This is a genomic window from Micromonospora sp. NBRC 107095 (assembly GCF_030269705.1).
GTDB lineage: Bacteria > Actinomycetota > Actinomycetes > Mycobacteriales > Micromonosporaceae > Micromonospora > Micromonospora parva.
The window spans coordinates 484410-505095 of record NZ_BSTU01000005.1 but is presented as its reverse complement, the minus strand read 5'-3'; the positions used below and the strand labels follow the sequence as shown (position 1 = coordinate 505095).

Below are 20686 nucleotides of genomic sequence, written 5' to 3'. Positions count from 1 at the left end.
TTGACGCCATACCCGAGAAACGTACACTGCGAGTGTAAATAAACACCCGCCACGACAGAGGGATGGGTGATGGAGCGCGGCCTCGAACTGCACCACATCGGCGTCCGTTTCGGCGGCCTCACCGCCCTCGACGACGTGTCCCTGCGGGTGCCACCCAACCGGGTGGTGGGCGTGATCGGGCCCAACGGCGCCGGCAAGACCACGCTCTTCAACGTGATCTGTGGTTTCGTCGCGCCGGAGACGGGTTCGCTCACCCTCGACGGCCGGCCGCTGCGACCACGACCGCACCGGCTGACCCGGCTCGGCATCGCCCGGACCCTGCAGGGCACCGGGCTCTTCGCCGGGCTCAGCGTGGTGGAGAACGTGATGACCGGCGCGTCGCACACCGCCCGTGCCGGCTTCGTCCCGGCGCTGCTCGGGCTGCCGGCCAGCGACCGCGACGAGCGCCGACTCCGCGGCGACGCCCTGGCCATCCTCGACGAGCTGGGCATCGCCGGGCACGCCGAGGCCGCGCCGGGCACCCTGCCCTTCGCCGTACGTCAGCGGGTCGCGCTGGCCCGCGCGCTCGCCGCCCGGCCCCGGCTGCTGCTGCTCGACGAGCCGGCCGGTGGCCTCGGCGCCGACGACATCGCCGAGCTGGCGGAGCTGGTCCGGCAACTGCCCCGGCGGGACACCGACCCCTGTGCGGTGCTCCTGGTCGAGCACCACATGGACCTGGTGATGGCCGTCTGCGACGAGATCGTGGTGCTCGACTTCGGCCGGGTCATCGCCGCCGGCACCCCGGACGAGGTCCGCGACGACCCCGCGGTCACCGACGCGTACCTCGGTGCCACGGTCGAGGAAGAGGTCTCCCCATGACCGGGACCGACCTGCTCGTCGTGCGGGGGCTGGCCGCCGGTTACGGGGCCGCGCCCGTGCTGCGGGCCATCGACCTCACCGTCCCGGCCGGCACGATCGCCGCTGTGGTCGGCGCCAACGGCGCCGGCAAGACCACCCTGCTGCGCGCTCTCTCCGGCATGATCCGCCCGACCGCCGGCCAGGTTCTGCTGGGCGGGGAGGACCTTCGGGGTACGCCCGTGGAGCAGCTCGTTCGACGCGGGATGGCGCACGTCCCGGAGGGCCGGGGGGTGATCAGCGAGCTGACGGTTGACGAGAACCTGCGGCTCGGCGGGTTGTGGCGGCGCGACCGGGCCGACGCGGGACGGGCCCTCGACGAGGTCTACCAACTCTTCGAGCCACTGGCCCGACGCCGCCGGCACCTGGGTCACCAGCTCTCCGGGGGTGAGCGGCAGATGCTCGCGCTCGGTCGAGCCCTGGTCGGTCGGCCCCGTCTGTTGCTGCTGGACGAGCCGTCGCTCGGCCTGGCGCCACGGGTGGTCGCGCGGACCATGGCCCTGCTCCGCCAGCTGCGCGACCGCACCGGCCTGACCGTCCTGCTCGTCGAGCAGAACGTGCGTAGCGCGCTCGCCGTCGCCGACCAGGGCGTCGTGATGTCCCTCGGTCGGGTGGTGATCGCCGCCCCGGCGGCGCAACTGCGCGACGACGTCGACCTGCGCCACGCGTACCTCGGTTTCTGACCACCACCTCGTCCCCCGGAGGGAGAACTGTTGGACCGCTTCGTCTTCCTCACCGTCGACGGCCTGTCCCGGGGCGCGGTGTACGCCGCGTTCGCGTTGGCCCTGGTGCTCATCTGGCGGGCGGCGCGGGTCGTCAACTTCGCCCAGGGGGCGATGGCCGTCGCCGCCGCGTACGTCGCCTACACCGTCAGCACCGCGACCGGCTCGTACTGGCTGGGTTTCGTGGTCGCGATCGTCGCCGGCCTGCTGCTCGGCGCGCTGGTGGACCGGGTGGTGATGCGGCACGTCGATCACGCCTCACCGCTGAATCCGGTGATCGTCGCGCTCGGGCTGGTGCTGCTGATCCAGGCCGTGCTGGGCATGGTGTACGGCAGCGAGTTCCGTCCCGCGCAGGCCCCGTTCAGCCGGTCTGCCCTGACCGTGGGTGGGGTCGCCGTGCTGTCCCCGTACGACCTGTTCGTCTTCGCCACGATCGGGGTGGTGGTCAGCGGTCTGGCGTGGCTGTTCGCGCGTACCCCGGTGGGGTTGCGGATGCGCGCGGCGGCCTTCGCCCCCGAGGTGTCCCGGCTGCTCGGGGTCAATGTCGGTGGGATGCTGACTCTCGGCTGGGCGCTCGCCTCCGGGGTGGGCGCGCTGGCCGCCATGCTGGTCCTCCCGACCGAGTTGGGTCTGCACCCGCACGCGATGGACCTGGTGTTCGTCTCGGCGTTCACCGCGGCGGTGGTCGGTGGGCTGGACAGTCCACCGGGGGCGGTGGTCGGCGGCCTGGTGGTGGGACTGGTGCTCTCCTACGTCAGTGGCTACGCCGGTAGCGACCTGACGCCGCTCGCGGTGCTGGTCCTGTTGCTGGCGGTGCTGCTGGTCCGGCCCGGTGGGCTGTTCGCCCCGGTCGCGGCGAGGCGGGTGTGAGCGCCACGAGGGCGGCGGTGCCGCCGGCACGGCAGGTCGACGACCCGGGTGCTCGACCGGTCGACCGGCGACGCGGCTCCACAGTGCTGCGCCACCTCGCGGTGGTGCTGGTCGCCGGGTTGGTGCTGGTGGCAGTCAGCTACTCCGTGGAACCGTTCCGCAACTTCCAGCTCGCCACGGTGGCCGCCTACTTCTGCGCGACCGCCGGGCTGACCGTCCTCACCGGACTCAACGGTCAACTGTCGCTCGGGCACGGCGCGTTGATGGCCACCGGCGCGTACACCGTGGCGTTGTGCCAGACCGCGTTCGCCGACCGGGGGATGACCGGCGGCTGGCTGTTGCCGGTCTCGCTGGCCGCCGCGGTCGTCAGCACGGTGGCGGTCGGCGCGGTGGTCGGGGTGGCCGCGGCCCGGCTGCGCGGCCCCTACCTGGCCGGGGTCACTCTCGCCGTGGCCGTGGTGGTGCCGGCGCTGGCCGTCACCTTCGACGGCGTGTTCAACGGTGAGCAGGGGTTGTCGGTGCCGGTGGAGCCGCCGCCGTTGTCGCTCGGCGCGTACTTCCCGTACGAGCGGTGGCAGCTCTGGGTCACCGGCGCGGCCACCCTGCTGGCGTTGCTGCTGCTGGCGAACCTGATCCGCAGCCGGTACGGGCGGACCTTCCGGGCGGTCCGCGACGACGAGGTGGCGGCCCGCCTCGCCGGTATCCACGTGGCCCGCACCCAGGTCCTCGCGTTCGTGGTCAGCGCCGCCACCGCCGGGCTCGGCGGCGCGCTGCTGGCGGTGCTCGCGCAGAGCGTCTCACCCGGCGCGTTCTCGCTGACCCTGTCGCTGTTCCTGCTGATGGCGGTGGTGATCGGTGGCCTGGGTCGACTGAGCGGCGCGCTGTGGGGGGCGGTCCTGCTGGTCGCCCTGCCCGATCTCACCCACTCGCTGACCGAGCTGCTGACGCTCTCGCCCGCGGTGGCGCAGCGGCTGGAGGGCAACCTCCCGCTGGCGATCTTCGGACTCACCCTGATCGTCGTCATGATCGCCGCCCCGGGCGGTGTACAGGGTCTGCTGTCGCGTCTCGGCCGGGCTCTGCTGGCCAGGCGGCCGATCCGGCGTTCCTGAGCTGTCCTCGGTCCGGCCCCGGCCGGGCGCCCCACCACCACACCGTTCCCCAGACAACCGGACCGAGAAAGGTCGGTGTTTCCCATGCACCGTAAAGCGCATCGCGGCCTCGCGATCGCCAGCACCCTTGCCCTGCTCATCGCCGTGGCCGGCTGTGGCGGTGACGACGGCCCCGGCTCCGGCGGGGCGTCGGTGCCGGGCGTCACCGACGCCGAGATCACCGTCGGCACCCACATGCCGCTGACCGGGCCGGCCTCGGCCGGCTACTCGAAGATCGCCCCGGCGACGAAGGCGTACTTCGACTACGTCAACGCCAACGGCGGCGTGCACGGCCGCAAGATCACCTACAAGATCATGGACGACGGCTACAACCCGGCGAACACCCAGCAGGTGGTGCGTCAGCTCGTCCTGCAGGACAAGGTCTTCGCCATCCTCAATGGTCTGGGCACGCCGACGCACACCGGGGTGCTGGACTTCCTCAAGAGCAACCGGGTGCCGGATCTCTTCGTCGCCTCGGGCAGCCGCAGCTGGGACCAGCCGGACAAGTATCCGGGCACGTTCGGGTTCAACCCGGACTACACCGTCGAGGGCAAGATCCTCGCCAACTACGCGAAGCGGGACCTGGCCGGTCAGAAGGTCTGCTTCCTCGGGCAGGACGACGACTTCGGCCGGGACAGCCTGGCGGGCGTGGAGCAGGTGCTCGGCGCCGGGGCCGTGGCGGTCAAGCAGACGTACGTCACCAGCAACACCAACGTGGCGCCGCAGATCGGCGCGTTCAAGGCGGCCGGTTGCCAGGTCGTCGTGCTCGCCACCGTGCCCGGCTTCACCGCGCTCTCCATCGGCACCGCCGCGCGGCTGGGCTTCAAGCCGCAGTGGCTGGTCTCCAACGTCGGCGCCGACCACCCGACCCTGGCCAAGCAGCTCGGCGCCGCCGCGCCGCTGCTGGAGGGCATGGTGGGCACCAACTACCTGCCGATGCAGAACGACACCGCGAACCCGTGGATCCAGCTCTTCACGAAGATCAACAAGGAGCACAACGGGGACGCGCCATTCGACGGCAACACCGTCTACGGCATGTCGGTCGGGTACCTCTTCGTGCAGGTGCTGATCGCCGCCGGCAAGGACCTCACCCGGGAGAAGGTGCTCGACGCCGTGCAGAAGGGCGGCTTCCAGGGCCCCGGGCTGGTGCCGCTGCGCTTCTCCGAGAAGGACCACTCCGGGTACGGCGGCCAGCGGCTGAGCCGGGTGACCGGGGGAGTGCAGAGCTACTTCGGGCCGGCGTACGAGACGGACGAGGCCGACGGGGCGGTCAACGAGTACACCGCCGCTCCGGCCGTGCCGCCGGCGAACGGGGTGCCGACCGGCTCCTGAGTCGGTGTGTCCCGACGTCCGACCGGGCTGGTTCGCGTGACCACGCCCGGTCGGACGGCTGCGCGCGGGTTGTTGACGCGGTCCGCCGGCGCGACCGTTCGAAGCGTTGACCGATACCGATCGACGCTCCTACTATCTGCACCGTGAATGCATTTTCGGATCGCCTCGCGGACCGGGTCGCCACCGTCACCGGTGCCGGTCGGCGGATCGGTCCGGCCCTCGCCCCGCGCCTCGTCGCCGACCGCGCGCGGGTGGGTCGGTGCGACGGCGGCGTCTCGCTGACCGGCCGGGCCGGATGACGGCGTCGGTGGCGCGTCCGGGAACGCTGATCAACCCCTGTCTAGACTCGGCGGTGCGTCGGGGGACGCCATGGCGGTGAGAGGGCGGGGGCGGATGGACGGGGTCGATGTGGCGGGCCGGGTCGACGGGCGCACCGCCCGCGCCGAACGCACCCGCGCGGCCATCGTCGAGGCGCACCTCGCGCTCATCTCCGAGGGTGACCTCCGCCCGACCGGCGAGCGCATCGCCGAGCGGGCCGGGATCTCGCTGCGCACCCTCTGGACCAACTTCAAGGACATGGAGACGCTCTTCGAGGCCAGCGGCGCGGAGGTGCTCCGCCAGCAGGACGCCGCCCACCGGCCGATCTCACCCGGGCTGCCACTGGCGAAGCGGGTCGACGCGTACTGCCGCCAGCGGGCCCGGCTGCTCCAGCTCATCGCGCCGTCGGCGCGCGCCGCCCAGATGCGTGAGCCCGTCTCCGAGCAGCTGCACCGCAACCGTCTCAAGCACATCGAGCGGGTCCGCGACGAGGTCGAGGAGTTGTTCGCCGTCGAGCTGGCCGAGGCCGGGGCGGGGCGGGAACAGTTGGTGCACGCCCTGGTGGTGGCGAGCACCTGGCAGGCCTGGTCGATGCTGCGCTACGGGCTCGGTCTGGGCGTGGACCAGGCTCGCGCGGTGATGTCCCGGACCGTGGGCGCCCTGCTGGCCGAGGTCACGCCCGACTGATTCCGGCCCGGCCCGATATCGGCCCCTTTCCATTCGGTTTCCGATGGGTAACACTGGCAGGCATGGTTACTGCATCAAGAGTGCAACTAACCGTGCTGCGTGGCCGGGACGACGAGTGCCGGGCTGTCCGGAGCCTGCTCGACGGCATGACCAACGCCGGCGGTGCCCTGTTGTTGCGCGGAGAGCCCGGATCGGGCCGGACCGCGCTGATCGGCTACGCCCACCGGCACGCCGAGGACCGCACCGTGCTCGTCGGCAGTGGGCTCGCCGAGGAGGCCACCCTGCCGTACGCCGGCCTGCAACGGCTGGTCGACCCGGTGCTGCACCATGCCGCCGACCTGCCCGACGAGCAGCGCCAACTGTTGCGGCGCGCGCTGGCCGGGGAGAGCTGCCCGGCCGACCGGCAACTGACGCTGTCGATGGCGGTGCTCGGGCTGCTCGCCGCCGCCGCCCACACGCGGCCGCTGCTCGTCACCATGGACGACGTCGACCGGGGTGACCCGCAGACCGCGCAGGTGCTCGCGTTCGTCGCCCGCCGACTGCGGCACCTGCCCCTCGCTGTCCTGCTCACCGCCGACGTCACCGCCAACCTCGACGGGATACCGGCGCACCGGCTGCGGGCGCTGACCGAGCACGAGAGCATGGCCGTCCTCACCGACCGGCTTCGGCGGCTCGCCGACCGCGCGGGCGTCGACCGGCTCCCCGAACGGCCCGCCGCGTCGGCACTGGCCGCGTTGGCGACGACCGGCGGCGGAAACCCGCAGGCCCTGGTGGACCTCGCCGAGGTGCTCAGCGCGGGGCAGTGGCGGGGGGAGGAGCCGCTGCCCGGCGCGCCACCGGCGGATGGAGCGCTCGGTCGGGCGTACCGGGCCCGGCTGGACCTGCTGCCACCGGAGACCCGACGGGTGCTGCTGCTCGCCGCGCTCGACGAGGACGGCGCGCCGGGCACCCTGATCCGGGCCGCGGCGGCCGCCGGCGCCGAGGTCGAGGCGCTCGCCCCGGCGGAGGTCGCCGGCCTGATCCGCGTCGAGCCACGCGGTGTCACCTTTCCGCAGCCGCTGGTGCGCATGATGATCGCGGCCAGCGCGCCGCTCGCGGAGCGCCGCGCCGCGCACCGGCTGCTCGCCGAGGTGCTGGTCGCGCCGGAGCAGCGGCTCCGCCGGGCGATGCACCTCGCCGCCGCGACGGCGGGCGCCGATCCGGCCCTCGCCGCCGAGCTGGAACAGGCCGCGGTCGGCGGATCCGACGGTTGGGCCACCGCGTCGGTGGCGCTGCGGTGGGCCGCCGAGTTGAGCGATCAGCCACAGTTGACCGCCGCCCGGCTCGTGACCGCGGCCCGCTACGCCTGGGCCGGAGGGCAGCCCGACGCGGCCCGGCTGCTGCTCGACCGCCTCCGCGCGGTCTGCGCCGACCCGGTCGTCCGCGCCCGCGCCGACCTGCTCCGCGGTGAGCTGGAGCTGCGCTGCGGCACCGCGTCGGGCGCGTCGGTCACGCTGCTGGCCGCCGCGGCGTCCGTGGACGGCACCGACCGTGCCCTGGCCCTGACCGGGCTGGTGCGGGCCGGCGAGGCGGTCTGCTTCGCCGGCGACCAGTACCGCTACGCCGAGGTCGGCCGCCGGGCGCTGGCGTTGCGACGCCCGGACGACCCGCCGGCCCTCGAGGTGATGGGCTGTCTGGTCGCCGGGGTGGCGGCCACCCTGCGGGGCGACCACGAGCGGGCCGGACCCGCGCTGCGCCGCGCCGTGGTGCTGGGCGGCCGGCTGACCGGTTGGGCGCTGACCCCCACCGCGCTCAGCTGCGCCGCGGCGGCCGGGCTGCTGGTGGCAGTGGACGGCGCGGCCCACCGGCTCGCCGGGCGCGCTGTCGAACTGGCCCGGGAACGGGGCGAGCTGTCGATGCTGTCGCGGGCGTTGGAGCTGCGGGCGGTCGCCGAATACTGGCTGGGCCGACACGAGGCGGCGGCGGAGACCTCCCGCGACGGGCTGCGCGTCGCCCGGGCCACCGGCCAGGTCAACTGCGCCAACGTCCATCTGGGCATGCTGGCCGTACTGGCCGCGATCCGGGCCGACCGGGCCACCAGCCTGCGGCGGATCCGCGAGATCGGCGAGTCACCGACGCCGGGCAGCCGTCCGCACGCGCTGGCCGCGTGGGCCCTGGCGGTGCTCGACCTGGTCGACGGCCGGCACGCCGAAGCGGCGGACCGGCTGGCGTCGCTGGCCCGGCTCGGCACCGGTCGAGGTCAGGTCCTCGTGCAGGTGATGGCCACCCCGTACCTGGTGGAGGCGGCGGCGCACCTGCCGCACCGGCCGGCCGCGACAGCCGCGCTCGCCGCGTTCGACAGGTGGGCCAGCAGCACCGCGAGCCCGCTGCGCCGGGCCCTGTCCGCGCGGTGTCACGCGCTGCTCGCTCCCCGGGGTGGCGCCGAGGCGGAACGGCACTTCCAGGCGGCGTTGCGGCTGCACCCGACAGAGGCAGGCACGGTCGAGCGGGCCCGCACCGAACTGCTCTTCGGTCAGGAGTTGCGCCGCAGCCGACGCCCCCGCGACGCGCGGACGCACCTGCACCAGGCCCGCGAGATGTTCAGCCTGCTCGGCGTGGAGTGCTGGGCCGAGCAGGCCACCACGGAGCTGCGGGCGGCCGGGGAGTCGATCGGCCCGCCGGACCTGCCCGCGGCGCGGTTGCTGACCGGCCAGCAACTGCGGATCGCCGAGCTGGTCGCCGAGGGCGCCACCAACCGGGAGATCGCCGCGCGGATGTTCCTCTCCACCCGTACGGTCGACCACCACCTGCGCAACGTGTTCCATCGGCTCGGCATCCGTTCTCGTACCGAGCTGGCCCGCGCCTTCACCGCCGAACGGCACGTCGGTCTGGCCCCCGAGCGGTGACCCCTCCGCTCTGGACGCGTTAAACTATCACCGCTAGTTTGAGCGTCATGGACCTCACCCTCTCCGCCGAGCAGGCGGCGGTCCGCCAGTTGGCCGCCGCGTTCGCCGACCGCGAGCTGCTGCCGCACGCGGCCGCCTGGGATCGCCGCGAATCGGTCGACCCCGCCATCGTCGGCATGCTCGGTGACCTGGGCTTCCTGGGGCTCACCATCGCCGAGACCGACGGCGGGTCCGGCGGCGACCACCTCGCGTACTGCCTGGTGCTGGAAGAACTGGGCCGGGGCGACTCCGCGGTGCGCGGCATCGTCTCGGTCTCCCTCGGCCTGGTCGCGAAGTCGATCGCCGCCAACGGCAGCGCGGAACAGCGGGCCGAGTGGCTGCCGAAACTCTGCGCCGGCACCGCGCTCGGCTGCTTCGCGCTGACCGAGCCGGACAGCGGCTCCGACGCGGCCGCACTGCGCACCCGTGCGGTCCGCGACGGCACCGACTGGCTGATCTCCGGAACGAAGACGTTCATCACCAACGGCACCACCGCCGACGTGGCGCTGGTCTTCGCCCGCACCGGCGGCCCCGGGCACCAGGGGATCAGCGCGTTCCTGGTGCCCACCGACAGTCCGGGGCTGACCCGACGGGAGATCCACGGCAAACTCGGCCTGCGCGGCCAGGCCACCGGCGAGCTGGGCTTCGACGAGGTACGCGTGCCCGACAACGCACTCCTCGGTGCCGAGGGCGGCGGATTCCGGCTGGCCCTGGCCACCCTCGCCAAGGGACGGATGTCGGTGGCCGCCGGGTGTGTCGGCATCGCCCAGGGCTGCCTCGACGCGGCGGTCGGTTACGCCGGGCAGCGGACCCAGTTCGGCAAGCCGATCGCCGGACACCAGCTCGTCCAACAACTGCTCGCCGCCATCGCTGTGGACACCGCCGCCGCCCGGCTGCTGGTCTGGCAGGTGGCCGACCTGATCGACCGCGACCAGCCGTTCGCCACCGAGGCGTCGGTGGCCAAGCTCTTCGCCAGCGAGGCCGCCGTCCGCGCGGCCAACAACGCGGTCCAGGTGTTCGGTGGGTACGGCTACATCGACGAGTACCCGGTCGGCAAGTACCTGCGCGACGCCCGGGTCGCCACCCTCTACGAGGGCACCAGTCAGATCCAGCAACTCCTCATCGGACGCGCGCTCACCGGCGTCAACGCCTTCTAGCACCTGTAGGGAGACCTGGCATGAGAGTCTTCACCTCGTTCGAGGAGTTGGCCGCCGCGAGCGGCGAGAGCCTCGGACCCGGTCCGTGGCAGCGCGTCGAGCAGAGCCGCGTCGACCTGTTCGCCGACGCCACCGACGACCACCAGTGGATCCATGTCGACCCGGTCCGAGCCGCAGCGGGGCCGTTCGGCGCGACGATCGCGCACGGGTACCTCACCCTGTCGCTGCTGCCGGCCCTGGCGGGCGGGCTCTACCGGGTCGAGGGGGTGGCGATGGGGGTCAACTACGGGCTGAACCGGGTGCGTTTCCCCGCGCCGCTGCGGGTCGGCGCCGCCGTACGCGCCACCGCCACCATCGCCGACGTGTCGCCGGTGACCGGCGGCGTCCAGTTGGTCGTGACGGTCGTGGTGGAGAGCGACAGCGGCGGCAAGCCCGTCTGCGTGGCCGAGGCCGTGAGCCGGCTCTACCGCGCCGTGGAGCAGTGACCCCAGCTCGTTCGTGGTCTGGTCGGTGCGCGGCGACCTCCGGTAGCGTTGCGGGAGAACTTCCGGAACTTGCGGTGCCCTGCGGCTGGTGAATCCATCCGACTGTCCCGACAGGGCGCCGCCGTCGCCTCTCGATTGCACCCGGCCTGGGCAGCTACGTCCTGCTCCAGCACCCGGGCCGAATCAATTCTCGCAATCCTTCCGGAAATTCTTGCCCGTCGATCGGTGGCGCTGACATACTCCACATCCACCGAGGTCGATGACCAACGGTGTGTGCCACTTCCCGGGCGCACTCCCGCGCGTGGTCGTGACCCGGCACCCCACCACCGCAGGGGCGGTGCGCGTCACCTGCGCTGCCCCGGGTTCCACGGAAGGAAAAGACATGATCGAACGGTGCCAAGAGGACGCCCGCCCACGGTTCGGCCCCCGAGCGCGTACGGCGGTCGTCCTCGCCGCCGCCGCCCTGCTCGCCGCAACCAGCGCCGCGTTCCTGCCGGGCACGGCGAGCGCCGGTACGACGCTCGGCGCGTCCGCCGCGGAGAAGGGGCGGTACTTCGGTACGGCGGTGGCGGCGAACAAGTTGTCTGATAGTGCGTACACGACGATTTTGAACCGTGAGTTCAATTCGGTGACGCCTGAGAATGAGATGAAGATCGACGCGACGGAGCCGCAGCAGGGTCGGTTCAGTTACGGGGCTGCTGATCAGATTGTCAGTCATGCGCGTAGTCGGGGTATGAGCGTGCGGGGTCACACCCTGGCGTGGCATTCGCAGCAGCCGGGTTGGATGCAGAGCATGAGTGGTAGTGCGTTGCGGCAGGCGATGCTGAATCATGTGACGCAGGTGGCCACGCATTTCCGGGGTCAGGTGGTGGCGTGGGATGTGGTGAACGAGGCGTTCGCTGATGGTAGTTCGGGTGCGCGTCGTGACTCGAATTTGCAGCGGACGGGTAATGATTGGATCGAGGCGGCGTTCCGGGCGGCGGACGCTGCGGATCCGAACGCGAAGTTGTGTTACAACGACTACAACACCGACAACTGGACGCACGCGAAGACGCAGGCTGTGTACAACATGGTGCGGGACTTCAAGTCGCGTGGTGTGCCGATCGACTGTGTCGGCTTCCAGTCGCACTTCAACAACGACTCGCCGTACAACAGCAACTACCGCACCACGTTGTCCAGCTTCGCGGCTCTCGGTGTCGACGTGCAGGTGACCGAGTTGGACATCCAGGGCGCTCCGGCGAACACCTACCGCGCTGTGGTGGAGGACTGCCTGGCCGTGGCCCGGTGCAACGGCGTCACGGTGTGGGGCATCCGGGACAGCGACTCGTGGCGGGCGTCGCAGACCCCGTTGCTGTTCAACAACAGTGGTCAGAAGAAGGCAGCGTACGACGCCGTCCTCGCCGCGTTGAACAACGGCACCACGCCGACCGACCCGCCGACCACCCCGCCCACGACTCCGCCGACCAACCCGCCCGGCGGCAGCTGCACCGCGACTCTGCAGGACGGCACCCGCTGGGGCGACCGGTTCAACAGCACGGTCACCGTCAGCGGCGCGAGCAACTGGACCGTCGTGGTCGCCGTCACCTCACCCCAGAAGATCTCCAGCACCTGGAACGGCAGCCCGACCTGGGACAGCAGCGGGAACGTCATGACCATGCGGTCGAACGGCAGCGGCAACTCCTTCGGCTTCACCACCATGGCCAACGGCAACTGGAACCGCCCGGTGGTCCAGTCCTGCACCGCCTCCTGACCAACGGCGCACCGTGATGGGGCGGCGACGGAATCCGTCGCCGCCCCATCAGCCGGTCTGACAGTGTCGACGAATCCCGAGTTGTCGATCATGTGCGTATCTGGATAAGGCCCCCCGTCTATTCAGGACCGTGTGACGCCCCCCGATCCCAGGACGGTCACCAGTGTTGTCGGTAACAACGCCGATGCCGTTTCTGGCGCGCGTCACACCGCCCTCCCCGTTTCCCTCCGTGCCGCCGATCGCGTCGCCTGTCGAAGCCGCCCGTACACCTCGTCGTACGATGCCTGCTATCTGACAGTCGCCGATCGGCGATCACGAAACTAGATATAGTCCCCCATGGATTGTTTGCCAATGGTGTCGCGAGGCTGACAAACAACTCTTCGACGGGGGACAACGTGGGCAGACCTGAGCGGCCGCTCGACCCGGAGGCGGGTGAGCTGGAGCGATTCGCGCTCGACCTGCGGAAACTGCGGGCGAAGGCGGGGACGCCGACGTACCGCCAACTGGCCAGGCGCGCGCACTTCTCGGTGACCACCCTGGCGAAGGCGGCCAGCGGCGAGACCGTGCCGAGCCTCCAGGTGACACTCGCGTACGTGGCCGCGTGTGACGGCGATCTGGCCGAGTGGACCGAGCGGTGGCACAGTTTGATCGCCAGCGTGGCGTCCGCCGGCACGACGGAGGTCAGCCGGGGGCCGTACTGGGGAATGGCGGCCTTTCAGCCGGAGGACTCGGAATGGTTCTTCGGACGCGAGCGCATGGTGGCTCAACTGTGTGAAATGCTCACCCGTCTGCGGTTCGTCGCTGTTTTCGCCCCGTCTGGTGCGGGCAAGTCATCCCTGCTCCGCGCCGGCCTGTTAGCGGCCGTGGCCGAGAATCCCGGCAACGGTCAGCCGGCCTGGGCCACTGTGCTGATGACGCCCGGCGAACACCCAGTCGAGGAACTCGCGACTCAGCTCGTGAATGGCCACGATCTGGCTCGCGACACGGTCCAGAGCGAGCTGACCGACGATCCGGCGAACATCCGCGCGACGATCGGGCGGATTCTCGACTCCCGTCCGTCGGTCGCACGCCTGCTCATCGTGGTGGACCAGTTCGAGGAGCTCTTCACGCTCTGCCGCGACGAGGAGGAGCGATCGGGCTTCATTGCCGCGCTGCTCGCCGCGGCGGACCTTCCCGGGGCGCGTGTGGTGCTGGGGGTGCGGGCCGACTTCTATGGTCGGTGTGCGGCCTACCCGGCGTTGGTGGAAGCTCTGCACGAGCACCAACTGCTGGTCGGGCCGATGGACGACGAGGATCTGCGTCGGACGATCACCGGCCCGGCCGAGCGCGCCGGGTTGCTGGTGGATCCGGCGTTGGTGGAGATGGCCGTGGCCGACGTCGGCGGTCAGACGGGCGCGCTGCCGCTGCTGTCCCACGCACTGCTGGAAACGTCACGCCGGCGGCAGGGCAAGCGCATCACGCTGGCCCACTATCGCGAGTCGGGCGGCGTGAACGGTGCCATCACCCGGACCGCCGAAGGGGTGTACGCGCAGTTCGACGAGGGGCAGCGAGGGCTGGCCCGGGACATCTTCCTGCGGCTGACCGCCCTCGGTGACGGCACCGAGGACACCCGACGTCGGGCTCCCCTCGCCGAGCTGGTGGGTGGCGCCGACCCGTTGGCCGCGGCCGGGGTGCTGGGTCGGTTGACGGCCGCGCGGCTGGTCACCGCGGACGAGAAGGGCGTCATGGTGGCCCACGAGGCGCTGATCCAGGAGTGGCCCCGGCTGCGCCGCTGGCTGACCGAGGATCGGGAGCTGTTGCGGTCGCACCGCAGGCTGACGGAGGCCGCCGCCGAGTGGCATCGGCACCACCGCGTCGACGGGTTCCTGTACCGGGGGGTTCAGTTGGCGCTCTGGGGAGCCCACCGGGTGCTGGACCTCAGCGACCTGGAACGGGACTTTCTGGAGGCCAGCCGGGCCCGGGAGGCCCGGCGTCGCTCGGCCCGACGGCGGCGGACCCGGGTGGCACTGACCGGGCTCGCGGCAACCGTTGTGGTGGTGAGCGTCCTCGCGGCGGTGGCCCTGGTGCAGGCGAACCGGGCGGCCGCAGAACGGGATCTCGCTGTTGCTCGGCAGCTGACGGTCGAGGCCGGTAACCAACTGCAGATCGATCCGCGGCAGGCCCAGCGGCTCGCCAGGCGCGCGCTGACCGTACGCCCGACTCTCGACGCGGAGATGGTGCTCCGCCAGGCGGCCGTCGACGACCGGCTCCAGGCGATCGTGCCGATGAGCAGCAAGAAGGCCCTGGGCGTGGCGTTCAGTCCGGACGGGCAGCGGGTGGCGGCCACCGGGACGGACGGCGAGGTGCGGGTGTGGACCTGGACCGGGCGCGGCGTCTCCGGGCCGGGCCTGGCCCTCCCCGGCGGACCCGACGGGCAGGTCTGGAACCCGGTGTTCAGCCCGGACGGCAAGCGGTTGGTCGCCGCCGGCTCGGACGGTACGGTCCGGATCTGGCAGGTCGACGCGACCGCTGGGCCGATCGTTCTGCGCGGGCACGAGGGCCCGGTGTGGGGCGTGGCGTTCAGCCCCGACGGACGGCTGGTCGCCAGTGCTGGCGAGGACACCACCGTCCGGGTCTGGGATGCCCGCGGCGGCGCTCGACCGGTGGTGCTGCGGGGGCACACCAAGGTCGCTGTGGGTGTGGCGTTCAGCCCCGACGGGCGCCAGTTGGCCAGCAGCGGCCACGACGCGACGGTGCGGCTCTGGGATCTGGCCGGACGATCCGCCGCGACGACGCTGACCGGGCCGCGCACGGCCACCAGGACACTGGTTTTCAGTCGCGACGGTAGCCGCCTGGCCTGCTCCAGCAGCGATGGTACGGCGTGGGTGTGGTCGCTGACCGGGTCGAGCGCTCCGGTGGTGTTGCGGGGGCATGAGGGCACAGTGGAAGGGCTCGCGCTGAGCCCGGACGAACAGTGGATCGCGACCACCAGCGACGACCTGACCGTACGGATCTGGAACGCCGACGGCGCTGGCGACCCGCTGGTGCTGCGCGGTCACACCAACCGGGTCTGGGCGGTGGCGTTCAGCCCGGACGGATCGCGGCTGGTGAGCGCCGCCGACGACGGCACGCTGCGGGTCTGGGATCCGGGCAGCGAACGGGTGATCCTGCGCGGCCACGACAAGGCCACCTGGTCCGCCGTGTTCACCCCGGACGGGCAGCGGGTGGTCAGCGGCGGCGAGGACGGCACGGTGCGGGTCTGGAACCTGGCCGCGCCCGACGAGCCTCGGTTGCTCGGCCGCCACGACGGCGACGTCTACGGCCTCACGGCCAGCCCGGACGGAACGCGGGTGGCAACCGGCGGCAGCGACGGGACGGTGCGGGTGTGGGACCTTGCCGGCAGAGACGATCCGGTGGTGCTGCGCGGGCACGAGAAACAGGCGTGGACCGCCGACTTCAGCCCTGACGGCCGTCGCCTGGCCAGTGTCAGCAATGACCGGAGCCTGCGCATCTGGGACCTGACCGGCCAGCGCGACCCGGTGGTCCATCGGGTCGCGGAGGAGATCCGGTACGCCGCCTTCAGCCCCGACGGCACGAAGGTCGCCACCGCCGGCGCGGAGGGCACCCTGCGGATCTGGGACGCCCTCGGGGCGGCCGATCCGCTGCTCCTTCCCGGTCACGAGGGACTGGTCTGGGCCGTGGCCTTCAGCCCGGACGGAGAACGGGTCGCCAGCGCCGGCTTCGACGGCACGGTGCAGATCCACTCCATCACCACCGGCGTCGCGCCGATGGTGTTGCGCGGCCACGAGGGTCCCGTCTGGCACGTGTCGTTCAGCCCGGACGGGCGGTGGGTGCTCAGCTCCGGAAAGGACGGCACCGCTCGCCTGTGGCGCTCGTCGCAGGCCGCGCAGTCGGTGACCTTCGACGGGTTCGGGGCGTCCGTGGAGACCGTCGACTTCAGTCCGGACGGCGAGCGGCTCGTCTCGACCCACGACGACGGCACCGTACGCGTCTGGCCCTGCCGGGCGTGTGCTCCGGTCCAGCGCCTGCTGGAGCCGTGACCAGCACGTTCACGGTGTCGGTGCGCGAGGTGACGTCCGGTCGACGAGCGGATGCGCGGGGCGGTGCCGGGCTGGGTGCATCAGCGAGCCCAGCCAGCGCAGCTGACGCCGGACGTGCACGGCCTCGCCGCCCTCGTGGCCGTTGAACGGGTAGACGTGCATCTCGCGTTCCGGTGGGACCGGCCTGCCGTTCGCGGCGCCGTAGTGGTTGTAGGCGGCGAAGGCGGTTCGCGGTGGACAGACGGTGTCGCGCCGGCCGACCCCGAAATGCGCCGGCGCCGTCGCTCGACGGGCGAAGCTCACGCCGTCGACATAGGACAGCGTGCGCCAGACCGCCTCCTCGGCCTCCCGGTGCACGGCCAGGTACCGGGCGATCTCGCCGTACGGCGGCAGGTCGGTGAGCGCGACGGTCCGGCGCATGTCGCACAGGAACGGGGCGGTGGTCAGCACCGCGCTGAGGTCGTCGACGAGGCCGGCCACAGCCAGGGCGACGCCGCCACCCTGGCTGTTGCCGACCACGCCGACCCGGTCGCCCTCGACCCCGGGCAGCGCCCGGATCGCCTCGACCGCCCGGACCGCGTCGGTGATCAGGCGGCGGTAGTGGTAGGTCCGGGGATCGAGGATCCCCCAGGTGACCGGCGCGGGCCCGCCGGGCGCACCGTGCGGGTCGGGGGTGTCGCCGGCGCCGTACTGGCCCGCCTGGCCCCGGTTGTCCATCAGCAGATGCGCGTACCCGGCCACCGGCCAGGTCAGCCGTTCGTGGGGCAGGCCGCGACCGCGCCCGTAGCCGGCGTACTCGACCACGGCCGGCAGCGGCTCTCGGACCCCCGCCGGGCGGGTGTACCAGGCGCGTACGGGGTCACCGCCGAAGCCGGCGAACGTGACGTCCCAGGAGTCGAGCAGCCGCAGGTCGGTGGGCTCGGGACGGACGTCGACGAGCACCGGCGCGGCGGTCGCCTCGGCGAGCGTGTCCCGCCAGAACTCGTCGAAATCGTCGGGCTCGGCGACCTCGGGCGCGTAGCGCTGAAGCTCGTCGAGGGTGAAGGCGAAGTGGGGCACGGGTCCTCGCAGGGGCCGGGGTCAGTGCGGGTGTGTGGGGGGCGCGGTGCTCTCCCGGACGACCAGTTCGGTCACCAGGTCGATCCGGCTGGTCGCCGGCTCGTTTCCCCTCGTCAGGTCGAGCAGCATCTGGGTGGCGATGCCGGCCATGTCGCGCAGGGGCTGGTTGATCGTGGTGAGGGCCGGGTCGGTCCAGGCGGAGAGCGGCAGGTTGTCGTACCCGATCACCGACAGGTCCTCGGGCACCCGCAGGCCGCACTGGCGGGCGGCCCGGAGCACCCCCATGGCCTGGATGTCCGACCCGGCGAAGATCGCCGTGGGTCGGTCCGGCCGCTGGAGCAGTTGCAGCCCGTGCGCGTGCCCGGCTCCGGCGGAGAAACTGCCGTAGCGGATCAGCTCGCGGTCGACCACCAGCCCGGCTTCCTCATGGGCCGACTGGAAGCCGGCGGCGCGGGCGCGGCTGCACAGCACCTCGGGCGGGCCCGAGATGACGGCGATCCGGCGGTGCCCGAGATCCAGCAGGTGCCGAGCGGCGAGCAGGCCGCCGTTCCAGTTGTTCGACCCGACGGTGGGCACGGAGGCCGAGGTCGCGCTGTCGGTGTCGACGACGACGAACGGTATGCCCTGCCGACGCAGGTGCTGCTGTTGCGCCTCGGCCAGGTGGGAGAGGACGAACACCACACCCAGCGGGCGGTCGGCGAGCAACGCCTCCAGCCATCGTGCCGGCGGTCGGTGCGCGCCGTCGAGTTGGGCGACGGACAGCCCGATGCCGGCGGCGGAGGTCACCGCCTCGACGCCCCGCAGGATCTCCATCGCCCAACCCGTGTCGAACTCGTGGAAGACGAGGCCCACCCGACCGCCGCTGGTCGCGTGCCGACGGGCGCGGCGCTGGTACTGGTGGCGGTCGAGGCTCTCCTCCACCCGGGCTCTGGTGCCGGGGGCGACGTCGCCGCGTCCGTTGAGGACCTTGGACACCGTCGCGACCGAGACGCCGACATCGTTGGCGATGGTCGCGATGGTGGTGGAGGCGGGTGGGCCGAGCGGGCGGTGCTCTGTCATCGCAGCCCCATACGACATCCGAAAGTTTCGGCCGACCTTAACATGATGTGACATTCACGCCAGTCGGTCTCGACGTCGGGGTGCCATTGGTGGGTCATCGCGCGGCTCATAGACGACGGATTGCCGATCGGAGAGTCACCGTATGCAGTGAACAATGCCTGGTGGTCCGATTGAGACCCTTGACAGTCATCGATGGGGCACTTAGGTTGCCGAAAAGGTTGCGCAGGTTTCCGGAAAGTTTCGGATCGTGAAGTTTCGGATCGGGGCTGTACCCCAGTCGGCATTGGAGGTCGTGGATGACATCCACCCTGCGGCCACCGCCGCCGGCGCCGCCGCGTTCACCGCGGGAGGCGCACAGCCCTGCTCCGCGCCCGGCGCGACGGGGCCGAAGCTGGCGGCAGGCACTGCGCCGGGACTGGCAGCTCTACTCCCTCGCCATCCTGCCGCTGCTGTTCTTCCTGGTCTTCCGGTATCTGCCGATGCTCGGCAACATCATCGCCTTCCGCCGGTTCAAGCCGGGCGGCAGCATCTTCGGTGAGTACTGGGTCGGGCTGCGCTACTTCCGGATGTTCCTCACCGACCCGACGTTCTGGGAGGTGTTCACCAACACCCTGGTGCTCGGGGCGCTGACCCTGCTGTTCTGCTTCCCGCTGCCCATCGTGCTGGCGCTGATGCTCAACGAGGTCCGGGCCCGCCGCTTCAAGCGGTTCGTCCAGTCCGTCTCCTACCTGCCGCACTTCCTGTCGATCGTGATCGTGGCGGCGATGGTCATGCAGCTGACCTCGATCGAGGGCACGGCCAACCAACTCGTCAGCCTGTTCGGCGGCGACCCGGTGGCATTCCTGCAGAAACCGGAATGGTTCCGCACCATCTACGTCTCGTCCGAGGTCTGGCAGACGGTCGGCTGGGGCACGATCCTCTACCTCGCCGCCCTCACCACCATCGACGAGGACCTGTACGAGGCCGCCCGGATCGACGGCGCGGGACGGCTGCGCCAAACCTGGCACGTCACGTTGCCCGGCATCCGCCCGACGATGATGACCCTGCTGATCCTCAACATCGGCAGCTTCCTGGCCGTCGGGTTCGAGAAGATCCTGCTGCTCTACAACCCGTTGACGTACCCGACCGCCGACGTGGTCTCCACCTATCTGTTCCGGATGGGCTTCCAGTCGAGCAACTTCAGCTACGCGGCGGCCATCGGTCTCTTCGAGGCGGTGATCGGGCTGATCCTCGTCCTGTCGGCGAACGTCATCTCCCGTCGCACGGTGGGGACGAGCCTGTGGTGACCCTCGGTACGAAGATCGACGCCCCGAAGACCCGCGGGCCGGACGACAGCCGGGGTTACCGGATCTTCCGCGTCGTCAACACTGTCGTCCTGCTCGGCGTCGTGGTCGTGACGCTGTACCCGTTCCTCAACATCGTGGCCCGCTCGCTCAGCGAAGAGGCGTACATCATCGCCGGCAAGGTGACCGTCGTCCCGCGCGGGTTCGACCTGACCGCGTACAAGCTGCTGATGTCGGACTCGTTGTTCTGGACGAACTACCGCAACACCGTGGTGTACACGGTGGTCGCCACGCTCATCTCCATCGTGCTGACCACCTGTTACGCGTACGTGCTGTCCAAGCCGCAGCTCAAGGGGCGCACCTTTCTCGTCGGCGTCGCGCTGTTCACCATGTTCTTCTCCGGTGGCCTGATTCCCAACTACGTGCTGGTCACCAGCCTGGGGATGAAGAACACCATCTGGGCCGTGGTGGTTCCCAACGCCATCAGCGTGTTCAACCTGCTGGTGATGAAGGCGTTCTTCGAGAGCCTGCCGAACGAGTTGGAGGAGGCCGCGGCCGTCGACGGGCTGAACACGTACGGCATCCTGCTGCGGATCGTGCTGCCGCTGTCGAAAGCGATCATCGCGACGATGGTGCTCTTCTACGCGGTCTCCTTCTGGAACTCGTGGTTCACCGCGTTCCTCTACATCGACCAGCAGGATCTGCTGCCGGTCACCGTCTACCTGCGCAACCTCATCGCGGGTGCCACCAGCGCCGAGTCGGCCGCTGCCGACGCCGACAAGGTGCAGGCCGCGGCCACCCTCCAGGCCGTGACGATCGTGCTCACCACCCTGCCGATCCTGGCGGTCTACCCCTTCGTCCAGCGGTACTTCGTCCGCGGCGTGATGCTCGGCGCGGTCAAGGGATGACGCCGAGCGCCGCACCGCGGCACCTCCGAACCCACCATTGAAAGGACGAG

16 protein-coding genes are annotated in these 20686 nt (G+C 71.3%); 14 read left to right on the top strand and 2 right to left on the bottom strand.

All coding sequences use genetic code 11. The features are described 5' to 3' along the window. Positions 1 to 69: 69 nt before the first annotated feature. The 12 genes from QSK15_RS25120 (at position 70) to QSK15_RS25065 (ending at position 16327) form a co-directional block, all read left to right on the top strand. A complete protein-coding gene (locus QSK15_RS25120) occupies positions 70 to 858 on the top strand; it encodes an ABC transporter ATP-binding protein (protein ID WP_030337000.1) in 789 nt (262 codons plus the stop codon). Beyond that, on the top strand, positions 855 to 1577 hold the full coding sequence (locus QSK15_RS25115) for an ABC transporter ATP-binding protein (RefSeq protein ID WP_030336999.1): 723 nt from the start codon (positions 855 to 857) through the stop codon (positions 1575 to 1577). Before QSK15_RS25120 ends, QSK15_RS25115 begins: the two co-directional genes overlap by 4 nt. 30 nt (positions 1578 to 1607) lie before the next feature. Further along, the gene (locus QSK15_RS25110) at positions 1608 to 2486 is read left to right on the top strand and encodes a branched-chain amino acid ABC transporter permease (RefSeq protein ID WP_285796606.1); all 879 of its coding nucleotides are present in this window, start codon (positions 1608 to 1610) and stop codon (positions 2484 to 2486) included. Continuing rightward, positions 2483 to 3595 (top strand): branched-chain amino acid ABC transporter permease, encoded by a 1113-nt coding sequence (locus QSK15_RS25105; RefSeq protein ID WP_285796605.1) that lies wholly within the window; start codon positions 2483 to 2485, stop codon positions 3593 to 3595. The genes QSK15_RS25110 and QSK15_RS25105 overlap by 4 nt, the downstream gene beginning before the upstream one ends. Before the next feature lie 84 nt (positions 3596 to 3679). Continuing rightward, on the top strand, positions 3680 to 4966 hold the full coding sequence (locus QSK15_RS25100; RefSeq protein ID WP_285796604.1) for an ABC transporter substrate-binding protein: 1287 nt from the start codon (positions 3680 to 3682) through the stop codon (positions 4964 to 4966). Between the two features lie 143 nt (positions 4967 to 5109). Continuing rightward, positions 5110 to 5265, top strand: coding sequence for a hypothetical protein (locus QSK15_RS25095; RefSeq protein ID WP_285796603.1), 156 nt, complete (start codon positions 5110 to 5112; stop codon positions 5263 to 5265). A gap of 94 nt (positions 5266 to 5359) precedes the next feature. Beyond that, on the top strand, positions 5360 to 5971 hold the full coding sequence (locus QSK15_RS25090; RefSeq protein WP_285796602.1) for a TetR/AcrR family transcriptional regulator: 612 nt from the start codon (positions 5360 to 5362) through the stop codon (positions 5969 to 5971). A gap of 80 nt (positions 5972 to 6051) precedes the next feature. Then, on the top strand, positions 6052 to 8856 hold the full coding sequence (locus QSK15_RS25085; protein ID WP_285796601.1) for an AAA family ATPase: 2805 nt from the start codon (positions 6052 to 6054) through the stop codon (positions 8854 to 8856). Between the two features lie 47 nt (positions 8857 to 8903). Then, positions 8904 to 10052 carry an acyl-CoA dehydrogenase family protein gene (locus tag QSK15_RS25080; RefSeq protein ID WP_285796600.1) on the top strand — a complete coding sequence of 383 codons (1149 nt, stop codon included), beginning with the start codon at positions 8904 to 8906 and terminating at the stop codon, positions 10050 to 10052. Positions 10053 to 10072: 20 nt separating this feature from the next. Beyond that, on the top strand, positions 10073 to 10537 hold the full coding sequence (locus QSK15_RS25075) for a MaoC family dehydratase (RefSeq protein ID WP_285796599.1): 465 nt from the start codon (positions 10073 to 10075) through the stop codon (positions 10535 to 10537). 382 nt (positions 10538 to 10919) lie between these two features. After that, the gene (locus tag QSK15_RS25070; RefSeq protein WP_285796598.1) at positions 10920 to 12287 is read left to right on the top strand and encodes a glycoside hydrolase family 10 protein; all 1368 of its coding nucleotides are present in this window, start codon (positions 10920 to 10922) and stop codon (positions 12285 to 12287) included. A gap of 395 nt (positions 12288 to 12682) precedes the next feature. Beyond that, entirely contained in the window at positions 12683 to 16327 is a 3645-nt protein-coding gene (locus QSK15_RS25065) for an nSTAND1 domain-containing NTPase (protein WP_285796597.1), read from the top strand. A 9-nt stretch (positions 16328 to 16336) separates the two neighbouring features. Here QSK15_RS25065 and QSK15_RS25060 read toward each other — a convergent pair whose 3' ends face one another. Both QSK15_RS25060 and QSK15_RS25055 read right to left on the bottom strand, forming a co-directional pair. Continuing rightward, entirely contained in the window at positions 16337 to 17386 is a 1050-nt protein-coding gene (locus QSK15_RS25060; RefSeq protein WP_285796596.1) for an acetylxylan esterase, read from the bottom strand. A gap of 21 nt (positions 17387 to 17407) precedes the next feature. Then, the gene (locus tag QSK15_RS25055; RefSeq protein WP_285796595.1) at positions 17408 to 18445 is read right to left on the bottom strand and encodes a LacI family DNA-binding transcriptional regulator; all 1038 of its coding nucleotides are present in this window, start codon (positions 18443 to 18445) and stop codon (positions 17408 to 17410) included. Positions 18446 to 18741: 296 nt separating this feature from the next. On the opposite strand from QSK15_RS25055, the gene QSK15_RS25050 reads away from it, so the two are divergent. Both QSK15_RS25050 and QSK15_RS25045 read left to right on the top strand, forming a co-directional pair. Then, positions 18742 to 19731 carry an ABC transporter permease gene (locus QSK15_RS25050; protein ID WP_285796594.1) on the top strand — a complete coding sequence of 330 codons (990 nt, stop codon included), beginning with the start codon at positions 18742 to 18744 and terminating at the stop codon, positions 19729 to 19731. Then, on the top strand, positions 19728 to 20636 hold the full coding sequence (locus QSK15_RS25045) for a carbohydrate ABC transporter permease (RefSeq protein WP_285796593.1): 909 nt from the start codon (positions 19728 to 19730) through the stop codon (positions 20634 to 20636). Before QSK15_RS25050 ends, QSK15_RS25045 begins: the two co-directional genes overlap by 4 nt. Positions 20637 to 20686: the final 50 nt, after the last annotated feature.

Excerpts from the sequence above, each read along its gene's own strand:
- QSK15_RS25120 (WP_030337000.1), top strand. The coding sequence starts at position 70 with ATGGAGCGCGGCCTCGAACTGCACCACATCGGCGTCCGTTTCGGCGGC.
- QSK15_RS25115 (WP_030336999.1), top strand. The coding sequence starts at position 855 with ATGACCGGGACCGACCTGCTCGTCGTGCGGGGGCTGGCCGCCGGTTAC.
- QSK15_RS25100 (WP_285796604.1), top strand. The coding sequence starts at position 3,680 with ATGCACCGTAAAGCGCATCGCGGCCTCGCGATCGCCAGCACCCTTGCC.
- QSK15_RS25090 (WP_285796602.1), top strand. The coding sequence starts at position 5,360 with ATGGACGGGGTCGATGTGGCGGGCCGGGTCGACGGGCGCACCGCCCGC.
- QSK15_RS25080 (WP_285796600.1), top strand. The coding sequence starts at position 8,904 with ATGGACCTCACCCTCTCCGCCGAGCAGGCGGCGGTCCGCCAGTTGGCC.
- QSK15_RS25075 (WP_285796599.1), top strand. The coding sequence starts at position 10,073 with ATGAGAGTCTTCACCTCGTTCGAGGAGTTGGCCGCCGCGAGCGGCGAG.
- QSK15_RS25070 (WP_285796598.1), top strand. The coding sequence starts at position 10,920 with ATGATCGAACGGTGCCAAGAGGACGCCCGCCCACGGTTCGGCCCCCGA.
- QSK15_RS25055 (WP_285796595.1), bottom strand. The coding sequence starts at position 18,445 with ATGACAGAGCACCGCCCGCTCGGCCCACCCGCCTCCACCACCATCGCG.
- QSK15_RS25050 (WP_285796594.1), top strand. The coding sequence starts at position 18,742 with ATGACATCCACCCTGCGGCCACCGCCGCCGGCGCCGCCGCGTTCACCG.